The organism is Streptomyces sp. NPDC002671 (assembly GCF_053592475.1).
Map to the genome: position 1 here is coordinate 46,391 of NZ_JBSFVU010000032.1, position 19,105 is coordinate 65,495.

Genomic DNA, 19,105 nt, shown 5'->3' on the forward strand with positions numbered 1-19,105 from the left:
CTCAGCCGCCCACCCGCCCCTCCTGTACGCCCTGGAGTCTGTCCGTGATCTCCGCCTCCGGTATCGAGCTGCGCGCCGGTGCCCGCATCCTGATCGAGAGCGCCACCTTCCGCGTCGCCAAGGGCGACCGCATCGGTCTCGTCGGCCGCAACGGCGCCGGCAAGACCACCCTCACCAAGTGCCTGGCCGGCGAGGGCATCCCGGCCGCCGGCCAGATCGCCCGCTCCGGCGAGGTCGGCTACCTCCCGCAGGACCCCCGCACCGGCGACCTCGACGTCCTCGCCCGCGACCGCATCCTCTCCGCGCGCGGGCTCGACGTACTGATCCGCAAGATGCGCGAGAACGAGCAGCGCATCGCCAACGGCCTGGGCGCCACCCGCGAGAAGGCCCTCAGGCAGTACGAGCGCCAGGAGACGGAGTTCCTCACCAAGGGCGGGTACGCCGCCGAGGCCGAGGCCGCCACCATCGCCGCCGCGCTCAACCTGCCCGACCGCGTGCTCGGTCAGCCGCTGCACACGCTCTCCGGCGGTCAGCGCCGCCGTGTCGAGCTGGCCCGCATCCTGTTCTCGGACGCCGACACCCTGCTGCTGGACGAGCCGACCAACCACCTCGACGCCGACTCGATCGTCTGGCTGCGCGACTACCTGAAGACGTACCGCGGCGGCTTCATCGTGATCTCCCACGACGTCGACCTGGTCGAGACGGTCGTCAACAAGGTCTTCTACCTGGACGCCAACCGCGCCCAGATCGACGTCTACAACATGGGCTGGAAGCTCTACCAGCAGCAGCGCGAGGCCGACGAGAAGCGCCGCAAGCGCGAGCGTGCCAACGCCGAGAAGAAGGCCGCCGCGCTGAACGCGCAGGCAGACAAGATGCGCGCCAAGGCCACCAAGACGGTCGCCGCGCAGAACATGGCCCGCCGCGCGGACAAGCTCCTCTCCGGTCTCGAGGCCGTCCGCCAGTCCGACAAGGTCGCCAAGCTCCGCTTCCCCGAGCCCGCGTCCTGCGGCAAGACCCCGCTCATGGCCGAGGGCCTGTCGAAGTCCTACGGCTCGCTGGAGATCTTCACCGACGTCGACCTGGCCATCGACAAGGGTTCGCGGGTCGTCATCCTGGGCCTGAACGGCGCGGGCAAGACCACCCTGCTGCGCCTCCTCGGCGGAGTCGAGCAGCCCGACACCGGCGAGGTCGTCCCCGGCCACGGCCTCAAGCTCGGCTACTACGCCCAGGAGCACGAGACCCTCGACCCGGACCGCACGGTCCTGGAGAACATGCGCTCGGCCGCCCCCGACATGGACCTGGTCGAGGTCCGCAAGGTGCTCGGCTCGTTCCTGTTCTCCGGGGACGACGTCGACAAGCCGGCCGGGGTCCTCTCCGGCGGCGAGAAGACCCGTCTCGCCCTCGCCACGCTGGTCGTCTCCTCCGCGAACGTCCTGCTGCTGGACGAGCCGACCAACAACCTCGACCCGGCCAGCCGCGAGGAGATCCTCGGCGCCCTGCGCACCTACAAGGGCGCGGTCGTCCTCGTCACCCACGACGAGGGCGCCGTGGAGGCGCTCCAGCCGGAGCGGATCATCCTGCTGCCCGACGGCGTCGAGGACCTGTGGGGTGCCGACTACGCGGATCTCGTCGCCCTGGCTTGATCGAAAGCCTGATCCACTGCGTATGGATCATTCGGCCGATCCGTGATCCATCATCTGTGTGAGATCTCCTCGTATCGGCGTGTGTCGTACACCGATTTTGCGGCCGATCCCAGCAATGCCAAGGGATCGGCCGCTTCACGTCCCTGACCTGGTACTTCGCGAATCCACTCGTTCAGCCCCATGGACACCAGCCGGTGGAACAACAGATTCCGTATGTGGGGATGCGCTCCTGTCGTCACAACGATGTCTCACCGACCTTGCCGAATGGGTGGCCATCGCGCCCTGGAGGGGTGATCATGAGGAGACCAGAGCGCACTTCCCATGAGGAGGCACGGGTGGCCGAGACTCTGAAGAAGGGCAGCCGGGTGACCGGCGCCGCGCGCGACAAGCTCGCGGCAGACCTGAAGAAGAAGTACGACTCCGGTGCGAGCATTCGAGCACTGGCCGAGGAGACCGGCCGCTCGTATGGCTTCGTACACCGGATGCTCAGCGAGTCGGGCGTCACGCTGCGTGGGCGTGGCGGAGCGACCCGGGGCAAGAAGGCCGCGACGCCCTGACTCCGGGCGGCCCACCGGCTTCGATGGTGCCACCCGGTCGACAGACCGACCGGCCGGGTGGTTACTGTGCAGTCACTTGAGCGTGCCGACGGCATGCGTGATGACAGCACCCCCATCGGAGGCGCCCCATGGCTTCGCCCGACCAGGACCTCGCACCTGTACTCGACAAGGACGGCGTACGGCTCACCGTCGACGACACGCTCGCCACGGTGACGCTGACCAACCCGGCCAAGCGCAATGCGCAGAGCCCCGCCCTGTGGCGGGCGCTCGCCGAGGCCGGGCGGCAGCTGCCGGGCTCCGTCCGCGTCGTGGTGCTGCGTGGTGAGGGCAAGTCCTTCTCCGCCGGGCTGGACCGACAGATGTTCACCCTGGAGGGGATCCCGGGCGAGCCGACCTTCACCGATCTGGCGCGCCGTGACGACGCCGGACTCGACGCGTCCATCGCCGAATTCCAGGAGGCTTTCACCTGGTGGCGGCGGAACGACATCGTGTCCATCGCCGCCGTCCAGGGTCACGCCATCGGGGCCGGCTTCCAGCTCGCGCTGGCCTGCGACCTGCGTGTCGTCGCGGACGACGTGCAGTTCGCCATGCGCGAGACCGCCCTCGGCATCGTTCCCGACCTGACCGGCACGCATCCGCTGGTCGGCCTCGTCGGGTACGCCCGCGCGCTTGAGATCTGCGTGACCGGGCGTTTCGTACAGGCCGAGGAGGCGGTGGCCTCCGGCCTGGCCAACCTTGCCGTGCCCGCCGCCGAACTCGACGCGGCGGTGGGCGACTTGGCCGTGGCACTGTTGGCTGCGCCGCGGGATGCGGTGGTGGAGACGAAGGCGTTGCTGCGTGGGGCTGCTGACCGTACGTACGACGAGCAGCGTGCGGCTGAGCGTGCCGCTCAGGCTCGGCGGTTGCGGGACCTGGCCGGCGTCGGCGAGTGAACCCTGTGGTGGGCAGGCGCCCCCCATCGCCCTGCGGAACGACTGCCCACAGCGGGGCAGCAGTTATTCGACTGCCGTGACGAGTACGGCCACCGTCGGCTGATCCTTCAGTGCGTCGCGCACTGCCGCGCGGACCTGCCGAGCCACGTCCATGGCCCGGTGGTCCGCGCTCACGGCCAGCTCGACCCGGACGTGCCGGTGGGGCAGCGAGACACCGTCCGTGCGCTCCTCGATGCGCACGGCCCGGCCCAGCGCCCCTGTCGGTCGGGTCACCCCGGCGACCGCGAGCGCCGCGGCGACCGCGCGGGACTCCTCCGGGTCCGTGGTCTCCCGGGCGGCCGGCGGGCGGGGCGGTCGTACCTCCTCGTCCTGTCCCTCCGCGTCGCCCTCCTCCAGCAAGTCCGTAACCCGTAGGTCCACCACCGTCACCGCGAGCCCCAGACGTTCCGACGCCGCCGTCGCGAGGAACGACCGCAGTCTGGACGCCGTCTCCGGCAGGGGCTCGGTGGCCGTGGCCGCGAAGTCCGCCGTCACACGCAGTGGGCCCGGTGGCAGGGCGCCCGGTGGTGGGGGTACGGCCGGCTCGTGGACGTCCTCCGGGTCGGTGAGCGTGATCCGCAGTGTGCCGAGCCGCGCACCCGGCACCTCGTTCGCCGCCTGTCGCAGGACCGCCCCGGCCGCCCCCTCCGTGATCCACGCGCCGTCACGCGGGCCGCCGAGCGGCAACAGCCTGCCCGTGGCCTGTGTCCACCGATCCGCCGTCATTGCACCAGCCTGCCGCATCCCCGGCGCGCAACGGGGCATCCTTGCTTACGGTGGTCGGAGGACGACGACCGAGAGGGACGTACGGCCATGACGGACATGACGGACCCGAACCGGACCACGAACGTCGAAGAGCCGGAGGGGCAGACGCGCAAGGCCACCCGGCGTGGCGGCGGCGATCCGGCGAGCCGGGGACGGACCACCATCGCCGACGGTGTCGTGGAGAAGATCGCCGGACTGGCCGCCCGGGACGTGGTCGGCGTCCACGCGCTGGGCAGCGGATTCTCCCGCACCTTCGGAGCTGTGCGCGACCGTGTGCCGGGCAGTTCCAAGTCGGTGAGCCGAGGCGTGAAGGCAGAGGTCGGCGAGGTGCAGACCGCGCTCGACCTGGAGATCGTCGTGGACTACGGCGTCTCCATCGCCGATGTCGCCCGGGAGGTGCGCGAGAGCGTGATCGCCGCCGTGGAACGCATGACCAGCCTGGAGGTCGTCGAGGTCAACATCGCGGTGACCGACGTCAAGCTGCCCGAGGAAGACGACGAGGACGAGGAGCCGGAGCCCCGGATCCAGTGAACCCCGGCACCGCACAACCGGACTGACGAGTCGAGGAGCGCCGCAATGAGCATGGCCGTGGTCGGCATGATCGCCGGAATGGCGCTGGCCTTCGCCGGGTACTTCGGCGGCTTCGGGGCGTTCCTGCTGGTGGCGGCGCTGGGCGCGATCGGGTTCGTCGTCGGCCGGTTCCTGGAGGGCGACCTGGAACTGGGCGACTTCTTCCGCACCCGCGACGACCGGCACGACCGGCGGCGGTGACCCCGTGAGCGCCGGCACCGGCATGGAGCGCTCGCCCCTGACCCAGGTGCCGCCTGGGGAGCGCGGCGCCACCCGGATCGCCGACCGGGTCGTCGCCAAGATCGCCGGGCAGGCCGCCCGCGAGGCGCTCGCCCCGCTGCCGCCCGGCGCCGCGCCCCCGCACGCCACCGTCGTCGTGCACCACGGCTCCGCCCGCGTCCGGGTCCACCTGGAACTCGACTACCCCTCGGACATCGGCGCCCGATGCGCTGCGGTGCGTCGCCAAGTCGTCGAGCGGGTGGGCGCGTTGGTGAGCATGACGGTGCCCGAGGTCGCCGTACACGTCGAGCGGCTGCACCTGGCACCGGCCCCCGGAGCGGCACAGGGGAGGACGCCATGAGCGAGCCCCGCGGCACCGAGTCCGCCACCACCCTCGACAAGAACCCCGGCACCGGCCAAGGGACATCCGCCGACGGCACCGGCCGCTTCTGGTCGGCGCGTCGGATCCCCGCGGCCGTCACCGCCGCACTGCTCCTGGCCGGTACGGGCGTCCTCCTGTACGACATCGCCGCCGTGCGCGCCCACCGGCCCGCCATGCGCTGGCGGCGCGAGCTGGCCCGGCAGCTGGCCCAGCGGCCCCTGGACGACACCTGGGTGCTGACCGGCGCGGGCGTCGCCGCCGCCCTCGGACTGTGGCTGATCGTGCTCGCCGTCACCCCCGGGCTGCGCGGCCTGCTGCCGCTGCGGCGCCCGCACCCCGACGTGCGCGCCGGACTCCGCCGCGACGCGGCCGGACTGCTGCTGCGCGACCGGGCGATGGAGGTGTCCGGCGTACGAGCGGTACGGGTGCGGATGCGCCGCAGGAGGGCCGACGTCCGCGCGGTCTCGCACTTCCGCGACCTGGACGACGTACGCGCCGATCTGGACGTCGTGCTCGGCGACGCGATCCGCGGTCTCGGGCTGACCGACCCGCCCGCGCTGTCGGTGCGCGTGGCCCGGACCGGACGGAAGGGGTGAGCCCGGTGCGCAAGGGTGGCGTGAACCGCGTACTGCTGGGGCTGGCCGGCGTGCTGCTGCTCGTACTGGGCGGCTCGGTGCTGGCCGTGGGGCTGGGCGCGCCGCCGCCCTCCTGGTGGATCCACACCGGACCGCACGACGTGCTGCTCAGCCGGGCCGAGCGCACCCGCTGGCGGGATGCGGGCTGGTGGTGGCCGACGGTCATCGCCGCCCTGGCCGTCGTGCTCCTGCTCGCCCTGTGGTGGCTGACGGCGGTCCTGCGCCGGCGCCGGCTGACCGAGGTCGTCGTCGACACCGGCGACGGCGAGGCCGCCCTGCTGCGGGGCCTCGCCCTGGAGAGCGCACTCGTCCAGGACGCGGCCCGACAGCCCGGCGTGGCCCACGCCGAGGCCCTGCTGTGCGGGCGTCGTACGGCGCCGTCGGCCCGCGTCTGGCTCCAACTGGAACCGGGCGTGGACCCGGCGACGGCCCTGGACGACTTCACGGCCCAGGCGCTCAAGCACGCCCGCGAGTCCGCGGGGCTGCCCTCGCTACCGGCGGAAGTACGCCTGCGACCGGTCAAACACCCTGCGGAGAGGGTCACTTGACGACCCTCGGAACCCGTCAGAACCCGTGCCGCATCCCGCCGTCCACGGGCAGCATGACCCCCGTCAGATAGGACGCGGCCGGAGACAGCAGGAACGCCGCGGCCTTCCCGAACTCCTCCGAAGTCCCGTACCTCCGCAACGGAATCCGGGACTCGCTGGCAGCCCGCGTGGCCTCGGGATCCGCGGACAGCCCGTCCAGCTCGCGCACGCGGTCCGTGTCGATACGGCCCGGCAGCAGCCCCAGCACCCGGATCCCGCGCGGCCCCAGCTCGACCGCGAGGGACTTCGCGAAGCCTGCGAGCCCCGGTCGCAGGCCGTTGGAGATGGTCAGCCCCGGAATCGGCTCGTACACCGAGGCGGACAGCACGAAGCCGATGACCCCGCCGGCCTCCAGCTCCGCTGCTGCCGCCCGCGCGAGCCGCACCGCGCCGAGGAACACCGAATCGAACGCGCTGCGCCACTGCTCGTCGGTGTTGTCCGCGACGAACCCGGGCGGCGGTCCGCCCACGCTCACCAGCACGCCGTCGAAGCCGCCGAAGTGCTCACGGGCGGCGGCGATCAGCCGCTCGGCGGCCCCGGGGTCGGCGTTGTCGACGGCCACCCCCACCGCGTTCGCGCCCAGCTCGGCGGCGGCCTCGGCGACCCGCTTGTCGTCCCGGCCGGTGACGACCACCTTCGCCCCGTCGGCGACGAGTTCCCGCGCGGCGGCGTTGCCCAGCCCGCGCGTGGCTCCGGTGACGACGTACACCCGGTCCTTCAGTCCAAGATCCATGGCCCCTATCCTGCCTCCTCGCCCCCGTGCAGGGTGAGGGCGGTGTTCACCAGGGCGATGTGGCTGAACGCCTGCGGGAAGTTGCCCACCTGGCAGCCGAGCCCCGGGTCGTACTCCTCGGCGAGCAGCCCCACGTCGTTGGTGAGGCTCAGCAGCCGCTCGAACAGCGCCCGGGCCTCGTCCGTGCGGCCCGTCAGGTGCAGGGCGTCCGCGAGCCAGAACGAACAGGCGAGGAAGGCGCCCTCGCCGCCCGGCATCCCGTCTACGCCGACGGCGTCGGTGTCGTAGCGGCGCACGAAGCCGCCGTCGCCCAGGTCCGCGCGGATGGCGTCGACCGTGCCGATCACGCGCGGATCGTCGGGCGGCAGGAAGCCGACGCGGGGGATCAGCAGCAGGGCGGCGTCCAGTTCGCGGGAGCCGTAGTACTGGGTGAAGGTCCTGCGCCGGGGGTCGTAGCCCTGCTCGCACACCTCCCGGTGCACCTCGTCGCGCATCGCCCGCCAGCCCGCGAGGTCGCCGTCCAGCTCCGGGTGCTGCTCCAGCGTCCGTACGGCGCGGTCGGCGGCCACCCACACCATCACCTTGGAGTGCACGAACTGGCGCCGGCCGCCGCGCACCTCCCACAGTCCCTCGTCGGGCTGCCGCCACGCCGACTGAAGGAACGTCATCAGCGCCCGCTGGATCGACCACATGTGCGGCTTGGTGGGCAGGCCGGCGCTGCGGGCCAACGACAGCGAGTCCATGACCTCGCCGTACACGTCCAGCTGGAGCTGGTCGACGGCGCCGTTGCCCACGCGTACGGGCCTGGAGTCGGCGTAGCCGGACAGCCAGGGCAGCTCCCACTCCGGCAGCCGTCGCTCGCCCGCGAGCCCGTACATGATCTGGAGGTCCGCCGGGTCGCCCGCGACCGCGCGCAGCAGCCAGTTGCGCCAGGCCTCGGCCTCCTCCAGGTAGCCGGCGGAGAGGAGGGCGCCGAGGGTGAGCGTGGAGTCGCGCAGCCAGCAGTAGCGGTAGTCCCAGTTGCGCACACCGCCCGGCTCCTCGGGCAGCGAGGTGGTGGCCGCGGCGACGATCCCGCCCGTCGGGGCGTAGGTGAGGGCCTTGAGCGTGATCAGGGACCGTACGACGGCGTCCCGGTACGGCCCGTCGTAGCGGCACCGGCTCGCCCAGTGCCGCCAGTCGTGGACGCTGTTGCTCAGCGCCCGATAGGGGTCGACGAGCCGGGGGCGCGGCTCGTGCGAGGGGTGCCAGGTGAGCACGAACGCGACCCGCTCGCCCTCGGCGAGGGTGAACTCCGAGTGTGTGCTGAAGTCCTCGCCCCAGGTGCTCACGGGCGGTTCGGTCCGCAGCCACACCGAGTCCGGTCCGGCGACGGCGACCCGGTGGCCGTCCGAGCGGCGCATCCACGGGACGATGGATCCGTAGCCGAAGCGCAGGCGGAGTGTGCTGCGGACGGTGACGCGCCCGCTGACGCCCTGCACGATGCGTACGACGTCGGGGGCGCGGTCGCGCTGCGGCATCAGGTCGGTGACGCGCACCGCGCCCTCGGCGGTCTCCCACTCGGTGTCGAGGACGAGGGTGTCGGGCCGGTAGCCGCGGCGTGTGCAGGTGTCCGCTCCCTTGGGCGCGATCCGCCAGTAGCCGTTGTCCTCGTCGCCGAGGAGCCGGGCGAAACAGGCACCGGAGTCGAAGCGGGGCAGGCACAGCCAGTCGATCGAGCCGTTCCTGCCGACCAGCGCGGCGGTCTGCTCGTCGCCGATCACGGCGTAGTCCTCGATGCGCGGGGTCACGGGTTCCGGTTTCCCGCGGGCCGTGGGGGCCAATCAGGAGGTGCGCCGGGGGAGTGACCCGGCGCGGTGCTCACACGGCGGCCGGCTCGGTCTCCTCCGACTGCTCCTTGGCCGCGGCCTCCGCCCGGTCGCGGACCTCGCGCCGGACCAGGACCCACCAGCCGAACGGGACGGCCGCGGCGAACAGCCACCACTGGATCATGTACGCGTAGTTCAGCGGGGCGTCCTCACGGCCCGGGTCGGAGATCTGCTGCGGCAGGCCGCCCTTCGGTTCGGGCGCCGTCTGCTCGATGTAGCCGCCCAGCACCTGCGCGCCCAGCCGCTGCGCCTGCTGCTCGCTGCTGATCAGCATGATCTGCCGGTCCGGCAGCCCCCGGACGTTCTTGATGCCGCTCGCCGCGGTCGTCTCGTCGGCCTTCAGCCGCCCGGTGATCGTGACCTGGCCGGCCGGCGGGGCGGGGATCTTCGGGAAGGCGGTCTGCGAGCCGTCGGCGGGGATCCAGCCCCGGTTGACCAGCACCACCTTGCCGTCCGTGAGGACGAGCGGGGTCAGGACGTGGAAGCCGACCTCGTCGTCGGAGTTGGTCCGGCGCCGGACCACGACCTCCCGCGCGGTGTCGAAGCGGCCGGTCGCGCTGACCGTGTGGTACTTCTCGGTGCGGGTCACGGCATGACCGGGGGAGGTCAGCTGTTCCACGGGCACCGGCTTGGCGTGCAGCGCCGCGGAGACCAGGTCGTTCCGGGCGGTGCGCTCGTTGTACCGGTGCTCCTGCCAGAAGCCGAGCCTGATCATCGTCGGGATCAGGGCGATCGCGACGAGAGTGAGGATCACCCACTGGCGGGTCAGCAGGAAGCGGTAGCGGTGCACCCCACGACGGTACCTCCGGGCCGTGGGGTGCATTCAGGCGGGTACCGGGTCACACCCGGTCGACGATTCCCACCTTCCCGGCCGCGCGGGCGCAGTGGGCGCCGCAGTAGAAGTTGCCGTCGGCCTCCGCGCCCTGGCCGATGATCGAGACCTTGCAGTGCTCGCAGATCGGGGCCATGCGGTGGATCGCACAGGAGAAGCAGTCGAACACGTGGACAGCACCCTGTGCGTGGACCTCGAAGGTCATTCCGTAGTCATTGCCGCAAACTTCACAATTCGCCATGCGCCACAGGGTGAGCCGCCGTCGGCCTCCGGGCGAGCGGGCGCCGGGCGAGTCGTTCGGCAATCACCCATCCGTACGGTCATTTTTCCGTGGCCGGCTCCACGTCCCGCAGCAGCTGCCCGAAGGCCGCCTCGTCCACGACCGGCGTGCCGAACTGCTTCGCCTTGACCACCTTGGAGGTGCCCGAGTCGGGGTCGTTGGTGACCAGCAGGCTGGTCAGCCGGGAGATGCTGGAGGCCACGTGCAGCCCCGCCTCCGTGGCCCGGTCCTCCAGCAGCTCGCGCTCGATGGAGGTGTCCCCGGAGAACGCCACCCGCATGCCCTGCTTCAGGCGCTTGCCGTCCTCGTAGCGGCCGGGGTTGGGGTAGGGGCACGCGGGCCGCTTGCGGGACGGGCGCCAACTGGTCTGCCGGTAGCCGCCGTAGCCGCCCGACGCCTGCCGTGGCACGGGCCGGTCCGACCACTCCGTCAGCGGCCGGCACTCCAGCAGCGGCAGCCGTACGCCGCCCGCCGCCGCGGCCCGCAGGCTGGGCCGGAACGCCTCCGCGAGGACGCGCGCGTCGTCCAGCGCGTGGTGCGCCCGCTGCTGGACGACCCCGAAGTGCGCGGCCAGCGACTCCAGCTTGTGGTTGGGCAGCGGCAGCGCCAGCTCCTTGGAGAGCGCGATGGTGCACAGCCGCTGCCGCACCGGCGCCTCGCGCTGTGCGCGCGCGTACTCCCGCGCGATCATCTGCCAGTCGAAGACGGCGTTGTGCGCGACGAGCACCCGGCCGTCGAGGCGGGCGGCGAACTCCTCGGCGATGTCCGCGAACAGCGGCGCCCCTTCCAGCACCTCGCTCGTCAGACCGTGTATCCACACGGGTCCCGGATCGCGCTCCGGGTTGACGAGCGTGTACCAGTGGTCCTCGACCTCGCCGCGCGCGTCCAGCCGGTAGACGGCCGCCGAGATGATCCGGTCGTCCCGGGCCAGGCCGGTGGTCTCCACGTCAACGACCGCGTATCCCTTCGGATACGCGGCCGGCCACTGGGTGGGGGAGGACACTGCGGTCGCACGGTCTTCGAGCATGGTCACTGAGGATACGGGCCACGACTGACAGTGCCGTCCCGCAGGTGCCGCCGGCCGCCCGCGCACCCGCCCTGCCGCTCGGACACCGCACACGCGTGCGTGCCGCGCGTCACCCCAGTGCGGCCACCAGATCCCCGGCCGTCAGCGGGTCCAGGCCGCAGCCGTCGGCCGGGCCCGGCAGCAGGCGGTACAGCGCGCCGGTCGCGCCCTCCGGCGCCACCCCGCCGTGCACCAGGGCGAGCAACACGTGCTTCTTCGCCGCCGCTTCGGCCGCCCGCGCGTCCGCGTCCGCCGCGTCCCGCGCGCCCTCCCGGCGCTCCGGCTCCGCCAGGGCGCGCACCCGGGCGGCGAACGCGGTGTCCGGCTCGCCCGCGTGACGCCGGTAGTGCCACAGCTCGTCGGTGGCGCCCGTACCGTCCGCGCGCCGGACGACGGTCACCTCGTCGCTCCGTACGGCCGCGTGCCACACCGCGAGGTCCCACAGGGTCGTACGGCCGCTCGCGAAGTACTGGAACAGATCCCGGGCGACCCGGCCCAGGTCGGCGCTGTGCCGGTACACGTTGTGGAAGCCGTCGGCCGACGTCAGGTGCAGGTCCGTCCACAGGAACGTACGGTGACGCAGGTCGACCAGCATCGGCACATGAATGCGCGAGTCGCCCTCCAGGTCGTAGCGCTGACGCACCGTACGCGGGTGGTACCCGGCGCCGCGCGCCCCCTCGGCGGCCGACGGGAGCGCCATGAAACCGGCGAACGCGTCGAGCAGTTCCTCGAACGGGACGTTGTTGAAGCTGAAGACGACCGGCACCGCGTACCGCACGCCCAGCTCCCCGAGCGCGGTGAGGTCCAGGTCGACGTACTCGGTCGCGCCGTCCGGCGCCGGCGCCGAGGTCAGGTCGCCGGAGTGGACGGCCCACCGGTCGCCGTACACGAGGTTCGTGTAGTCGCACAGCCCGGCGAACTCCCACTTCTCGTCGTACAGCGCCACCGACAGGTCCAGGTCCACGCGCTGCCGCGCGGGCTGCGTCCAGTGCAGGAACAGCCGCAGCACCTCGCCCTCGGGCAGCGGCTGCGTGCTGCCGCGGGGGACCGACACCAGCGCCTTGGCGGCGGCGCGCTCGGCGGACGGCACCGCGAGACCGGCCAGCGCCCCGTCGAGCACGGCCAGGTCGAAGCGGGGCTCTGCGGCGAGGCGGCGCAGCGCCTCGGCCTCCAGCAGCGCGCACGCGCGCGTGGTGACCGCCTCGGCCAGCGGCGCCCGCGTCTCGTCGAGCGTGAACGCCCGCGTCACCTGCCCGCGCGGGAAGAACACCCGCCGCTCGCCGGGCAGATGCCGGATCCGCATGCGGCCCAGCGCGGCGAGCAGCGGACCGGGCCCCGCCTTGGGCAGCGCACGCCGCAGGACTTCGGCGAACTCCTCGGGCAGGACTTCGAGTTCGCGCAGCCGCAGCAGGTGGTCCAGCCGGCGCAGCAGTTCACCCGGCCGCTGCGCGAGCAGGGCCAGGGCGGTGTCCGCGTCCCGCTCGGACAGCGCCTGTTCCACGCGCGCGCCCCAGCCGGCCGCCCTGATCCGGCCGCCGTCGGCCCGTACGGCCTCCGGGTGCTCGGCGGCCGTACGCAGCAGGGCCTCGCCCAGCGCGCCGGTCGTGCCGGTGTTCCGCAGCACGGCGAAGGCAAGGGCCGCGCGCGGGTGGCGGGTGTGGTGCTCGAACGGGTGCAGGAGCTCTGCGGCCCGCTTCCACGGGCCCGGGTGGCGCAGCACGTCCTCCATGAGCGACGGCACCGCGAGAGAGTCCAGCAGGAGCAGCAGCCGGGCACGCAGCGGGCGAGGCAGCGAGCGCAGCCGCGGCGGCTGCAGCAGGTCTGCCACGCCGCCGGACCACACGCACAGCAGCCGCAGCACGTCCGTCGCGGTGGTCAGGTGCGCGCCGAGCAGCTCGGTGGCCGCCCCGCGCGTGTGCCGCTCGCGCAGCAGCGTGCCGAGCACGAGAGCCTTGGTCTCGCGGACCGGGATGTCGTCCGGGAACCAGTCGAGGGCGGCGGGCGCGTGGTCCAGCAGCACCTTCAGGTCGTCACGGTCCTGCGGCGGCAGAGGAGTGCGCCGGGCCAGCAGGGTCCGCAGCGCCCGGACGGTGTCGGCCGCGGCGTCGTTGCCGTGCGCGAGCGGCTTCAGCGGGCCCACCGGCACCTCACGCGGGCGGCGCGGCTCGCCCGGCACCAGGAAGGGGTCCGCGGAGTCGATCCGGCGGCGGCAGAGCGGGCAGCCGGTGTAGTCCGTGCCGTCCCAGCAGGCGCGGCACACCAGGTGCGCACACGGCGCCACGGGGTCCACGCTGCCGACGGTGCCGCACAGCACGCAGGGCTGGGCGGGCCACTGCAGCAGCAGCGCGAAGACCCGGTCGACGTACAGCTGGAACGTGTCGTCGGGCACGGAGGCCGGGAAGCTGCGGAACAGGGGCATGTGGGTGCGGTCCGCGCCCAGTTCGGCGTCCAGGTGCCCGATGAGCTGCCGGCCCGCGTCCGCGAGCCCGGCGGGGCCGAGCCAGGCGAGCGCCGCGCGGAGCTGCGCCGTGAGCGCGAAACCCCGGTCGAGCAGCTCGGCTTCGAGGGCGACGAGCCCCTCCGCCGTGGACGGGTCGCCCGGGCGTGGTCCGGCCTGGTCGACGTAGACGGTACGAAGGCGGCGGAGCAGCACGGACGCCAGTGCGGACAAGCGGAATCCCCCGGAGAAACAAGACGATTGAGGCGAAGGCGGAGAGTGGGCGCGCTGCGATTCCAGGACAGGGAGAGAAGGAAGCACGCCTGCGGAGCCGCCCCCGCGAACCAGAACGGTAGTCAGTCCGCGAGCGCGCCCGCCACTGGATTTCCGCGCGCTTGGTTGCGTGGCTGCGCGCTTGCGGTGACGCCGCGTCGGGGAGCGTCGGTGCCGGACCGGTGCGGCTCGGGGTGCGATCCTCCGTGCTGTGACGGAACCAACCCACGACGAGGCCCACGGGGGCGCGCTGGGCTCCCGGCTGAACTGGCTCCGGGCGGCCGTGCTGGGCGCGAACGACGGCATCGTCTCCACGGCGGGACTCGTCGTCGGCGTGGCCGGCGCGACCGCGGAGCGGGCCGCCCTGCTCACCGCCGGACTGGCCGGGCTGCTCGCCGGGTCGATGTCCATGGCGGCGGGGGAGTACGTCTCCGTGTCCACCCAGCGGGACTCCGAGATGGCCGCGCTGGCCTTGGAGAAACGGGAACTGCGGGAGCAGCCGGAGGCCGAACTGGCGGAGCTGACCGAACTGCTGGAGCGGCGCGGTCTGTCCCGGGAAGTGGCCCGGGAGGCTGCCGAGCAGCTCACCGAGCGGGACGCGCTGAAGGCCCACGCGCGCGTGGAGCTGGGCATCGACCCCGACGACCTGACCAACCCCTGGCACGCGGCCTGGGCGAGCTTCCTGGCCTTCACCGTCGGCGCGCTGCTGCCCCTGCTGGCCATCGTCCTGCCCCCGTCCGCCTGGCGGGTCCCGGTCACCGTGGTCTCGGTGCTGGCCGCGCTCGTCCTCACCGGCTGGAGCAGCGCCCGGCTGGGCGCGGCCACCCGGCGGCGGGCGGTGGTGCGGAACGTGGTGGGCGGGGCGCTGGCGATGGGGGTGACGTACGCGGCGGGCAGCCTGCTGGGGGCGGCGGGGGTGTAGGCGGCGCCCAGGCCCCCGCAGCCCGCTCCCCGCCCTCGGTGAGCGGCCCGCCACGGCGACGGCGTACGGTGAAGTGCGCGCTCGACCACCCCCTGAGCGCCCCGCACAACCCTGTACGACCCCGTACGACCCCGTACGACCTCGCACGAGAAGGACCCTCGCCATGCGCGCCACCACCATCCACGCCCCGTACGACATGCGCGTGGAGGACGTACCCGAGCCCGTGGTGCAGCTGCCCACCGACGCCGTGGTGCGGGTGCTGCGCGCGTGCATCTGCGGCAGCGACCTGTGGGCCTACCGCGGCGAGGCGGCCCGGCAGCCGGGCCAGCGGATCGGGCACGAGTTCCTCGGCGTGGTGGAGGAGACCGGCTCCGAGGTGGGCACCGTCCGCCGCGGTGACCTGGTGGTCGCGCCCTTCATGTGGTCCGACGGCGTCTGCGACTACTGCCGCGAGGGCCTGACCACGTCCTGCGAACACGGCGGCTTCTGGGGCTCCGTCGGCTACGACGGCGGCCAGGGCGAGGCCGTGCGCGTGCCGTTCGCCGACGGCACCCTCGTCCAGCTGCCCAAGGAGGCGGCCTCCGACGACCACCTGCTGTCCGCCCTGCTGACCCTCTCCGACGTCCTCGGCACCGGCCACCACGCGGCCCTCGGCGCGGGCGCCCGCCCCGGAACGACGGTCGCCGTCGTCGGGGACGGCGCGGTCGGCCTGTGCGCCGTGCTGGCCGCCAAGCGGCTCGGCGCCGAGCGGATCATCGCGCTCGGCCGGCACGAGGTCCGTACCGACATCGCGCGCCGCTTCGGTGCCACCGACGTCGTCGCCGAGCGCGGGGACGCGGCCGTCGAGGCGGTCCGCGAACTGACCCGCGGCCAGGGCGCGCACGCCGTGGTCGAGGCGGTCGGCACCGAGCAGTCCATGCGGACCGCCGTGAACATCACCCGCGACGGCGGCGCCATCGGCTTCGTGGGCGTGCCGCACGGGAGCGGCACCGGCCTGGACCTCGGTGTCATGTTCGACCGGAACATCGCCCTGCGCGGCGGCGTCGCCCCGGTTCGCGCCTACATCCCCGACCTGCTGCCCGACGTCCTCGACGGCACCATCGACCCCTCGCCGGTGTTCGACATGACCGTCGGCATCGAGGGCGTGCCTGACGGCTACAAGGCGATGGACGAGCGCACCGCGCTCAAGGTGCTCGTCACCAACGGCTGAGATCAACGCCGGCGACTGAGATCAACGCCGGCGTCAACATCAGGATCAACAGTTGATCACGTCCAGCGGGCGGCCTCCGACCCCCACGGCACCGGGGGCCGCGCCCAGTCGGCGGGGCCGCCCGTGAAGGACACCGGGGACAGGGCGTGCCGCAGCCGGCCGAGCGGGCCGTCCGTCTCGGCGAGCCACGCGTCCGGGCCCGCGTAGGGCTCGCCCGCCGCCGTGGCCGTGGCCTCGGCCGGGCGGATCTCGTCCGTCAGCCAGCGGGCCGTGCGGGCGAGCGCCAGCCGGACGAGCCTGCCGCCTCCGTCGTACGACTGCTCGGTCAGCGCCCGCAGCACGCCCGCCGCCAGCAGATAGCCGCTGCCGTGGTCCAGGGCCTGCGCGGGCAGCGCGCCGGGCTGCCCGGCCGTGCCCTCGGTCGCCGCGATGCCGGTGGCGACCTGCACCAGGCTGTCGAAGCCGCGCCGCGCGCGCCAGGGCCCGTACGCGCCCCACGCCGACACCTGCGCCACGACCAGACCGGGGCGCCGCTCGGCCAGGGCCTGCGGCGCGAGCCCGAACCGGTCCAGGGCCCCCGGCCGGTAGCCGGTGACCACCACGTCCGCCGCGGCGAGCAGCTCCTCGAAGGTGTCCCGGCCGGCGGTGAGGTCGAGAGTGGCGGACCGCTTGCCGAAGCCGGTGTCGGCGTGCTGGTCGGGGAGTTCGGGCAGCCATGGGGCGTCCAGGCGCAGCACCTCCGCGCCCAGCAGCGCCAGGGTGCGGGTGGCGACCGGACCGGCCAGGACCCGGGTCAGGTCGAGGACGCGCAGCCCGGCCGCGGGGAGCAGGGGAGCGGTGGCGGGGTCGAGCGGCGGCAGCACACGCGCGGGTGACGTATCCAGCCGCTCGCGCTCGACCAGCGGCCGTGTGGCCAGCTCGGCGGCCTGCTCGTGCGCGGCCCACTCGCGCGGGGTGCGCAGGGCCACGGCGAGGCCGCCCGCGCGGTAGACGGTCTCCTCCACGTCCAGGGCGGAGCGGGCGGCGAGCCGCCCGGCCAGCTCCTCCGCCGAGGCGTCCTCGGGCAGGCCCAGCGCGGCGAGCAGCCGGGCCCGGTGGTGCGGGTAGTTGGCGTGGGTACGCACCCAGCCGTCGGCGGTCCGCCAGAACCGTGACAGCGGCGCGAAGGCGACCGGGGCGCGCCCGTCGACCAGCAGGTGTCGTTCACTGTGGAAGGCGGCGGCGACCGCGCCGTCGTCGACCCGGACCCCGGGCACCTCGGTACGGCCGGTCCGCCGCGCTCCCAGCTCGGCGGCGGCCAGCGCGCACGCACCGACACAGGCCCGCGCCAACTGCCGTACGGGGAGGCGGGCTTCCAGGGCCTTGGGGCGCTCAACAGTCGACACGTGGGAAACCAGGGCGGGATCGCCGCCCAGTGCAGTCCATGCAGTCGTGATGTCTGTCATGACTGCACTATGCATTATTGATTCAATCAACCTATGGATGGGGCAGGCGGACCGGACCGGTCCCCCGGTCCGGTCCGCCTGTCGGTGTGGAAATCCCTGTGGTGAGCGGTTACTTGACGGCGCGCAGCGCGTCGACGACGCCGAAGCCGTAGAAGCCGTTGACCCGCGGGCCGCCGGTGCAGGTCGCGTCCACGACCCCGTCGCCGTTGTAGTCGTACGGCCCGTCCGGGCAGCCCGGGTTGTTCGCCTCGGCCTTCAGCAGGGCCTGCAGCTGGAACGGAGTGGCGTGCGGGTGGGCCGACTTCAGCAGCGCGGCCACCGCGGCCACGTGCGGGCCCGCCATCGACGTGCCCTGGAGGAAGCCGTACTGGTTGTTCGGCAGCGTGGACAGGATGCGGCCGTTCTTCGACGGCGTGTCCGGGATCTGGTACTTGTCGCCGCCCGGACCCGCGACGTCGACGACGCCGTTGCCGTAGCTGGAGTAGTACGACTTGACGCCCTTGACGCCCACCGCGCTCACCGTGACGACGCCCGGCAGCTGGGTCGGCACGTCGAAGCACTCGTGCGGGTCGACCGTCCGGGTCGCGGCGGTCGAGTCGTCGGGGCTGGAGGTGTCGGAGATGGCGTCCGCGTCCAGGTCGTGGTTGGAGTTGCCCGCCGAGGCCACGTTGAGCGTGCCCTTGACCTGTGCGTACAGCTGGGCCCTGTTGACCGCGTCAACGATGGCACGCTGATCGGGGTCGTCCATGCAGTTGTACATCCACGGGTCAACGTAGTAGCTGTTGTTGGTGATATCCACGCCGTGGTCGGCGGCGAAGACGAAGGCGCAGACCACGCTCTCCGGGTAGAACAGCTGCGTCGAGTCGGGCTGGGCGACGGTGATGCTCGCGACCTTCACGCCGGGCGCGACGCCCGCGACGCCGATGCCGTTGCGGGCCGCCGCTATCTCGCCCGCCACATGCGTGCCGTGGTAGTGGCTGGCGTCCGCCGGCCGCCACGCCCCGTACGTCGTGTCCGCCTTGCCGCTCACGCAGTTCGCCGACTGGGAGGCGGAGAAGTTCGGGGCGATGTCCGGATGGGTGTCGTCGACGCCCGTGTCGATGACACCGACGGTCACGTGCGGGCTGCCCGGGTTGATCGTCGCGGCCTTGTCGGCGCCGATCGCCCGCAGGTCCCACTGGTCGGCCTCGAGGGGCTCCTGGCCCGCCGTGGCGCTCTCGGCGGCCTTCGCGGCCTCGGCCCGCGACAGGAGCTGCACGCTGCCCTCGTCCGTCGTCCCCGCCGCGGTCAGCGGCGCGGTGCGGGTGGCGCCCGCCGACTGCACCCCGCGCACCTGACGCATCTGCTTGCCGAAGTCCGGGTTCGCGGAGTGGACGACGATCACGCCGATCTGGTCGTAACTCGCCACGACCGTGCCGCCGTTGCGGGTGATCTCCTGCTGCACCGACTCGATCGTGCGCTGGTCCGTGCTGGTGTTGACGACGTACGCGAGGTTCGGGCCGTCCGCCGTCGCCGTCGGGGCCACGGGTGCCGCCGCCGCGAGCTCCGAGGGCAGGAAGCCGAGCGAGACGGTCAGCGACAGCACGACCGGCACGGCGAGCGCGAGCCGCCGTCTGGAGCGCAGATGAACCATGGGATCTCCACATCATCCGGAATGAGAAACCGCCCGGACACAGGTACTGAACGGGCAGGTACATGGCGAGTGGTGCA

General features: G+C 73.0%; 19 protein-coding genes. 10 read left to right on the forward strand and 9 right to left on the reverse strand.

The genetic code is table 11. The features are described 5' to 3' along the window. The first annotated feature begins 44 nt into the window (after positions 1-44). The 3 genes from ACWD35_RS35760 (at position 45) to ACWD35_RS35770 (ending at position 3,132) form a co-directional block, all read left to right on the forward strand. Positions 45-1,643 (forward strand): ABC-F family ATP-binding cassette domain-containing protein, encoded by a 1,599-nt coding sequence (locus ACWD35_RS35760; RefSeq protein ID WP_451355524.1) that lies wholly within the window; start codon positions 45-47, stop codon positions 1,641-1,643. Positions 1,644-1,978: 335 nt separating this feature from the next. Next, positions 1,979-2,200 carry a helix-turn-helix domain-containing protein gene (locus ACWD35_RS35765; RefSeq protein ID WP_451355525.1) on the forward strand — a complete coding sequence of 74 codons (222 nt, stop codon included), beginning with the start codon at positions 1,979-1,981 and terminating at the stop codon, positions 2,198-2,200. A 128-nt stretch (positions 2,201-2,328) separates the two neighbouring features. After that, the gene (locus ACWD35_RS35770) at positions 2,329-3,132 is read left to right on the forward strand and encodes an enoyl-CoA hydratase/isomerase family protein (RefSeq protein ID WP_451355526.1); all 804 of its coding nucleotides are present in this window, start codon (positions 2,329-2,331) and stop codon (positions 3,130-3,132) included. Positions 3,133-3,195: 63 nt separating this feature from the next. On the opposite strand, the gene ACWD35_RS35775 is transcribed toward ACWD35_RS35770, so the two are convergent. Then, positions 3,196-3,897, reverse strand: a complete 702-nt coding sequence (locus ACWD35_RS35775) for a nucleopolyhedrovirus P10 family protein (RefSeq protein ID WP_451355527.1) — start codon at positions 3,895-3,897, stop codon at positions 3,196-3,198. Between the two features lie 96 nt (positions 3,898-3,993). Here ACWD35_RS35775 and ACWD35_RS35780 point away from each other — a divergent pair, with 96 nt between their 5' ends. Genes ACWD35_RS35780 through amaP form a run of 5 tightly spaced genes read left to right on the forward strand, consistent with a single transcriptional unit; the run spans position 3,994 to position 6,290 of the window. After that, the gene (locus ACWD35_RS35780) at positions 3,994-4,467 is read left to right on the forward strand and encodes an Asp23/Gls24 family envelope stress response protein (RefSeq protein ID WP_451355559.1); all 474 of its coding nucleotides are present in this window, start codon (positions 3,994-3,996) and stop codon (positions 4,465-4,467) included. A 45-nt stretch (positions 4,468-4,512) separates the two neighbouring features. Then, the gene (locus tag ACWD35_RS35785; RefSeq protein WP_451355528.1) at positions 4,513-4,707 is read left to right on the forward strand and encodes a hypothetical protein; all 195 of its coding nucleotides are present in this window, start codon (positions 4,513-4,515) and stop codon (positions 4,705-4,707) included. Positions 4,708-4,729: 22 nt separating this feature from the next. Beyond that, positions 4,730-5,086: a hypothetical protein gene (locus ACWD35_RS35790; RefSeq protein WP_451355560.1), complete on the forward strand. Its 357-nt coding sequence runs from the start codon at positions 4,730-4,732 to the stop codon at positions 5,084-5,086. Then, on the forward strand, positions 5,083-5,703 hold the full coding sequence (locus tag ACWD35_RS35795; protein ID WP_451355529.1) for a DUF6286 domain-containing protein: 621 nt from the start codon (positions 5,083-5,085) through the stop codon (positions 5,701-5,703). The genes ACWD35_RS35790 and ACWD35_RS35795 overlap by 4 nt, the downstream gene beginning before the upstream one ends. Before the next feature lie 20 nt (positions 5,704-5,723). Continuing rightward, a complete protein-coding gene (gene amaP, locus ACWD35_RS35800) occupies positions 5,724-6,290 on the forward strand; it encodes an alkaline shock response membrane anchor protein AmaP (RefSeq protein ID WP_451355530.1) in 567 nt (188 codons plus the stop codon). A gap of 16 nt (positions 6,291-6,306) precedes the next feature. Here amaP and ACWD35_RS35805 read toward each other — a convergent pair whose 3' ends face one another. From ACWD35_RS35805 to ACWD35_RS35830, 6 genes are all read right to left on the reverse strand, one after another. Further along, the gene (locus ACWD35_RS35805) at positions 6,307-7,062 is read right to left on the reverse strand and encodes an SDR family oxidoreductase (RefSeq protein WP_451355531.1); all 756 of its coding nucleotides are present in this window, start codon (positions 7,060-7,062) and stop codon (positions 6,307-6,309) included. Positions 7,063-7,067: 5 nt separating this feature from the next. Continuing rightward, positions 7,068-8,852, reverse strand: coding sequence for a glycoside hydrolase family 15 protein (locus ACWD35_RS35810; protein WP_451355532.1), 1,785 nt, complete (start codon positions 8,850-8,852; stop codon positions 7,068-7,070). A gap of 70 nt (positions 8,853-8,922) precedes the next feature. Continuing rightward, positions 8,923-9,720, reverse strand: a complete 798-nt coding sequence (locus ACWD35_RS35815) for an SURF1 family cytochrome oxidase biogenesis protein (protein WP_451355533.1) — start codon at positions 9,718-9,720, stop codon at positions 8,923-8,925. A gap of 49 nt (positions 9,721-9,769) precedes the next feature. Continuing rightward, positions 9,770-10,003, reverse strand: a complete 234-nt coding sequence (locus ACWD35_RS35820; RefSeq protein ID WP_451355534.1) for a hypothetical protein — start codon at positions 10,001-10,003, stop codon at positions 9,770-9,772. Between the two features lie 79 nt (positions 10,004-10,082). Then, positions 10,083-11,069, reverse strand: a complete 987-nt coding sequence (locus tag ACWD35_RS35825) for a DEDDh family exonuclease (protein ID WP_451355535.1) — start codon at positions 11,067-11,069, stop codon at positions 10,083-10,085. 109 nt (positions 11,070-11,178) lie between these two features. Next, the gene (locus tag ACWD35_RS35830; protein WP_451355536.1) at positions 11,179-13,779 is read right to left on the reverse strand and encodes an MXAN_6230/SCO0854 family RING domain-containing protein; all 2,601 of its coding nucleotides are present in this window, start codon (positions 13,777-13,779) and stop codon (positions 11,179-11,181) included. 250 nt (positions 13,780-14,029) lie between these two features. Between ACWD35_RS35830 and ACWD35_RS35835 the strand changes: the two genes are divergently transcribed. Together ACWD35_RS35835 and ACWD35_RS35840 are read left to right on the forward strand one after the other, a co-directional pair. Continuing rightward, positions 14,030-14,740, forward strand: a complete 711-nt coding sequence (locus ACWD35_RS35835; protein WP_451355537.1) for a VIT1/CCC1 transporter family protein — start codon at positions 14,030-14,032, stop codon at positions 14,738-14,740. A 163-nt stretch (positions 14,741-14,903) separates the two neighbouring features. Then, positions 14,904-15,950 (forward strand): zinc-dependent alcohol dehydrogenase family protein, encoded by a 1,047-nt coding sequence (locus ACWD35_RS35840; protein WP_451355538.1) that lies wholly within the window; start codon positions 14,904-14,906, stop codon positions 15,948-15,950. A gap of 56 nt (positions 15,951-16,006) precedes the next feature. Here the strand turns inward: ACWD35_RS35840 and ACWD35_RS35845 are convergent, their stop codons facing one another. Together ACWD35_RS35845 and ACWD35_RS35850 are read right to left on the reverse strand one after the other, a co-directional pair. After that, the gene (locus tag ACWD35_RS35845; RefSeq protein WP_451355539.1) at positions 16,007-17,395 is read right to left on the reverse strand and encodes a CoA transferase; all 1,389 of its coding nucleotides are present in this window, start codon (positions 17,393-17,395) and stop codon (positions 16,007-16,009) included. A gap of 109 nt (positions 17,396-17,504) precedes the next feature. Next, a complete protein-coding gene (locus ACWD35_RS35850) occupies positions 17,505-19,028 on the reverse strand; it encodes a S8 family peptidase (protein WP_451355540.1) in 1,524 nt (507 codons plus the stop codon). Between the last annotated feature and the right edge of the window lie 77 nt (positions 19,029-19,105).

Bases quoted from the DNA above. Each gene is read 5' to 3' on its own strand.
- ACWD35_RS35770 (WP_451355526.1), top strand. From the start codon at position 2,329: ATGGCTTCGCCCGACCAGGACCTCGCACCTGTACTCGACAAGGACGGC.
- ACWD35_RS35775 (WP_451355527.1), bottom strand. From the start codon at position 3,897: ATGACGGCGGATCGGTGGACACAGGCCACGGGCAGGCTGTTGCCGCTC.
- ACWD35_RS35780 (WP_451355559.1), top strand. From the start codon at position 3,994: ATGACGGACCCGAACCGGACCACGAACGTCGAAGAGCCGGAGGGGCAG.
- ACWD35_RS35785 (WP_451355528.1), top strand. From the start codon at position 4,513: ATGAGCATGGCCGTGGTCGGCATGATCGCCGGAATGGCGCTGGCCTTC.
- ACWD35_RS35790 (WP_451355560.1), top strand. From the start codon at position 4,730: ATGGAGCGCTCGCCCCTGACCCAGGTGCCGCCTGGGGAGCGCGGCGCC.
- ACWD35_RS35795 (WP_451355529.1), top strand. From the start codon at position 5,083: ATGAGCGAGCCCCGCGGCACCGAGTCCGCCACCACCCTCGACAAGAAC.
- ACWD35_RS35805 (WP_451355531.1), bottom strand. From the start codon at position 7,062: ATGGATCTTGGACTGAAGGACCGGGTGTACGTCGTCACCGGAGCCACG.
- ACWD35_RS35820 (WP_451355534.1), bottom strand. From the start codon at position 10,003: ATGGCGAATTGTGAAGTTTGCGGCAATGACTACGGAATGACCTTCGAG.
- ACWD35_RS35825 (WP_451355535.1), bottom strand. From the start codon at position 11,069: ATGCTCGAAGACCGTGCGACCGCAGTGTCCTCCCCCACCCAGTGGCCG.
- ACWD35_RS35840 (WP_451355538.1), top strand. From the start codon at position 14,904: ATGCGCGCCACCACCATCCACGCCCCGTACGACATGCGCGTGGAGGAC.
- ACWD35_RS35845 (WP_451355539.1), bottom strand. From the start codon at position 17,395: ATGACAGACATCACGACTGCATGGACTGCACTGGGCGGCGATCCCGCC.
- ACWD35_RS35850 (WP_451355540.1), bottom strand. From the start codon at position 19,028: ATGGTTCATCTGCGCTCCAGACGGCGGCTCGCGCTCGCCGTGCCGGTC.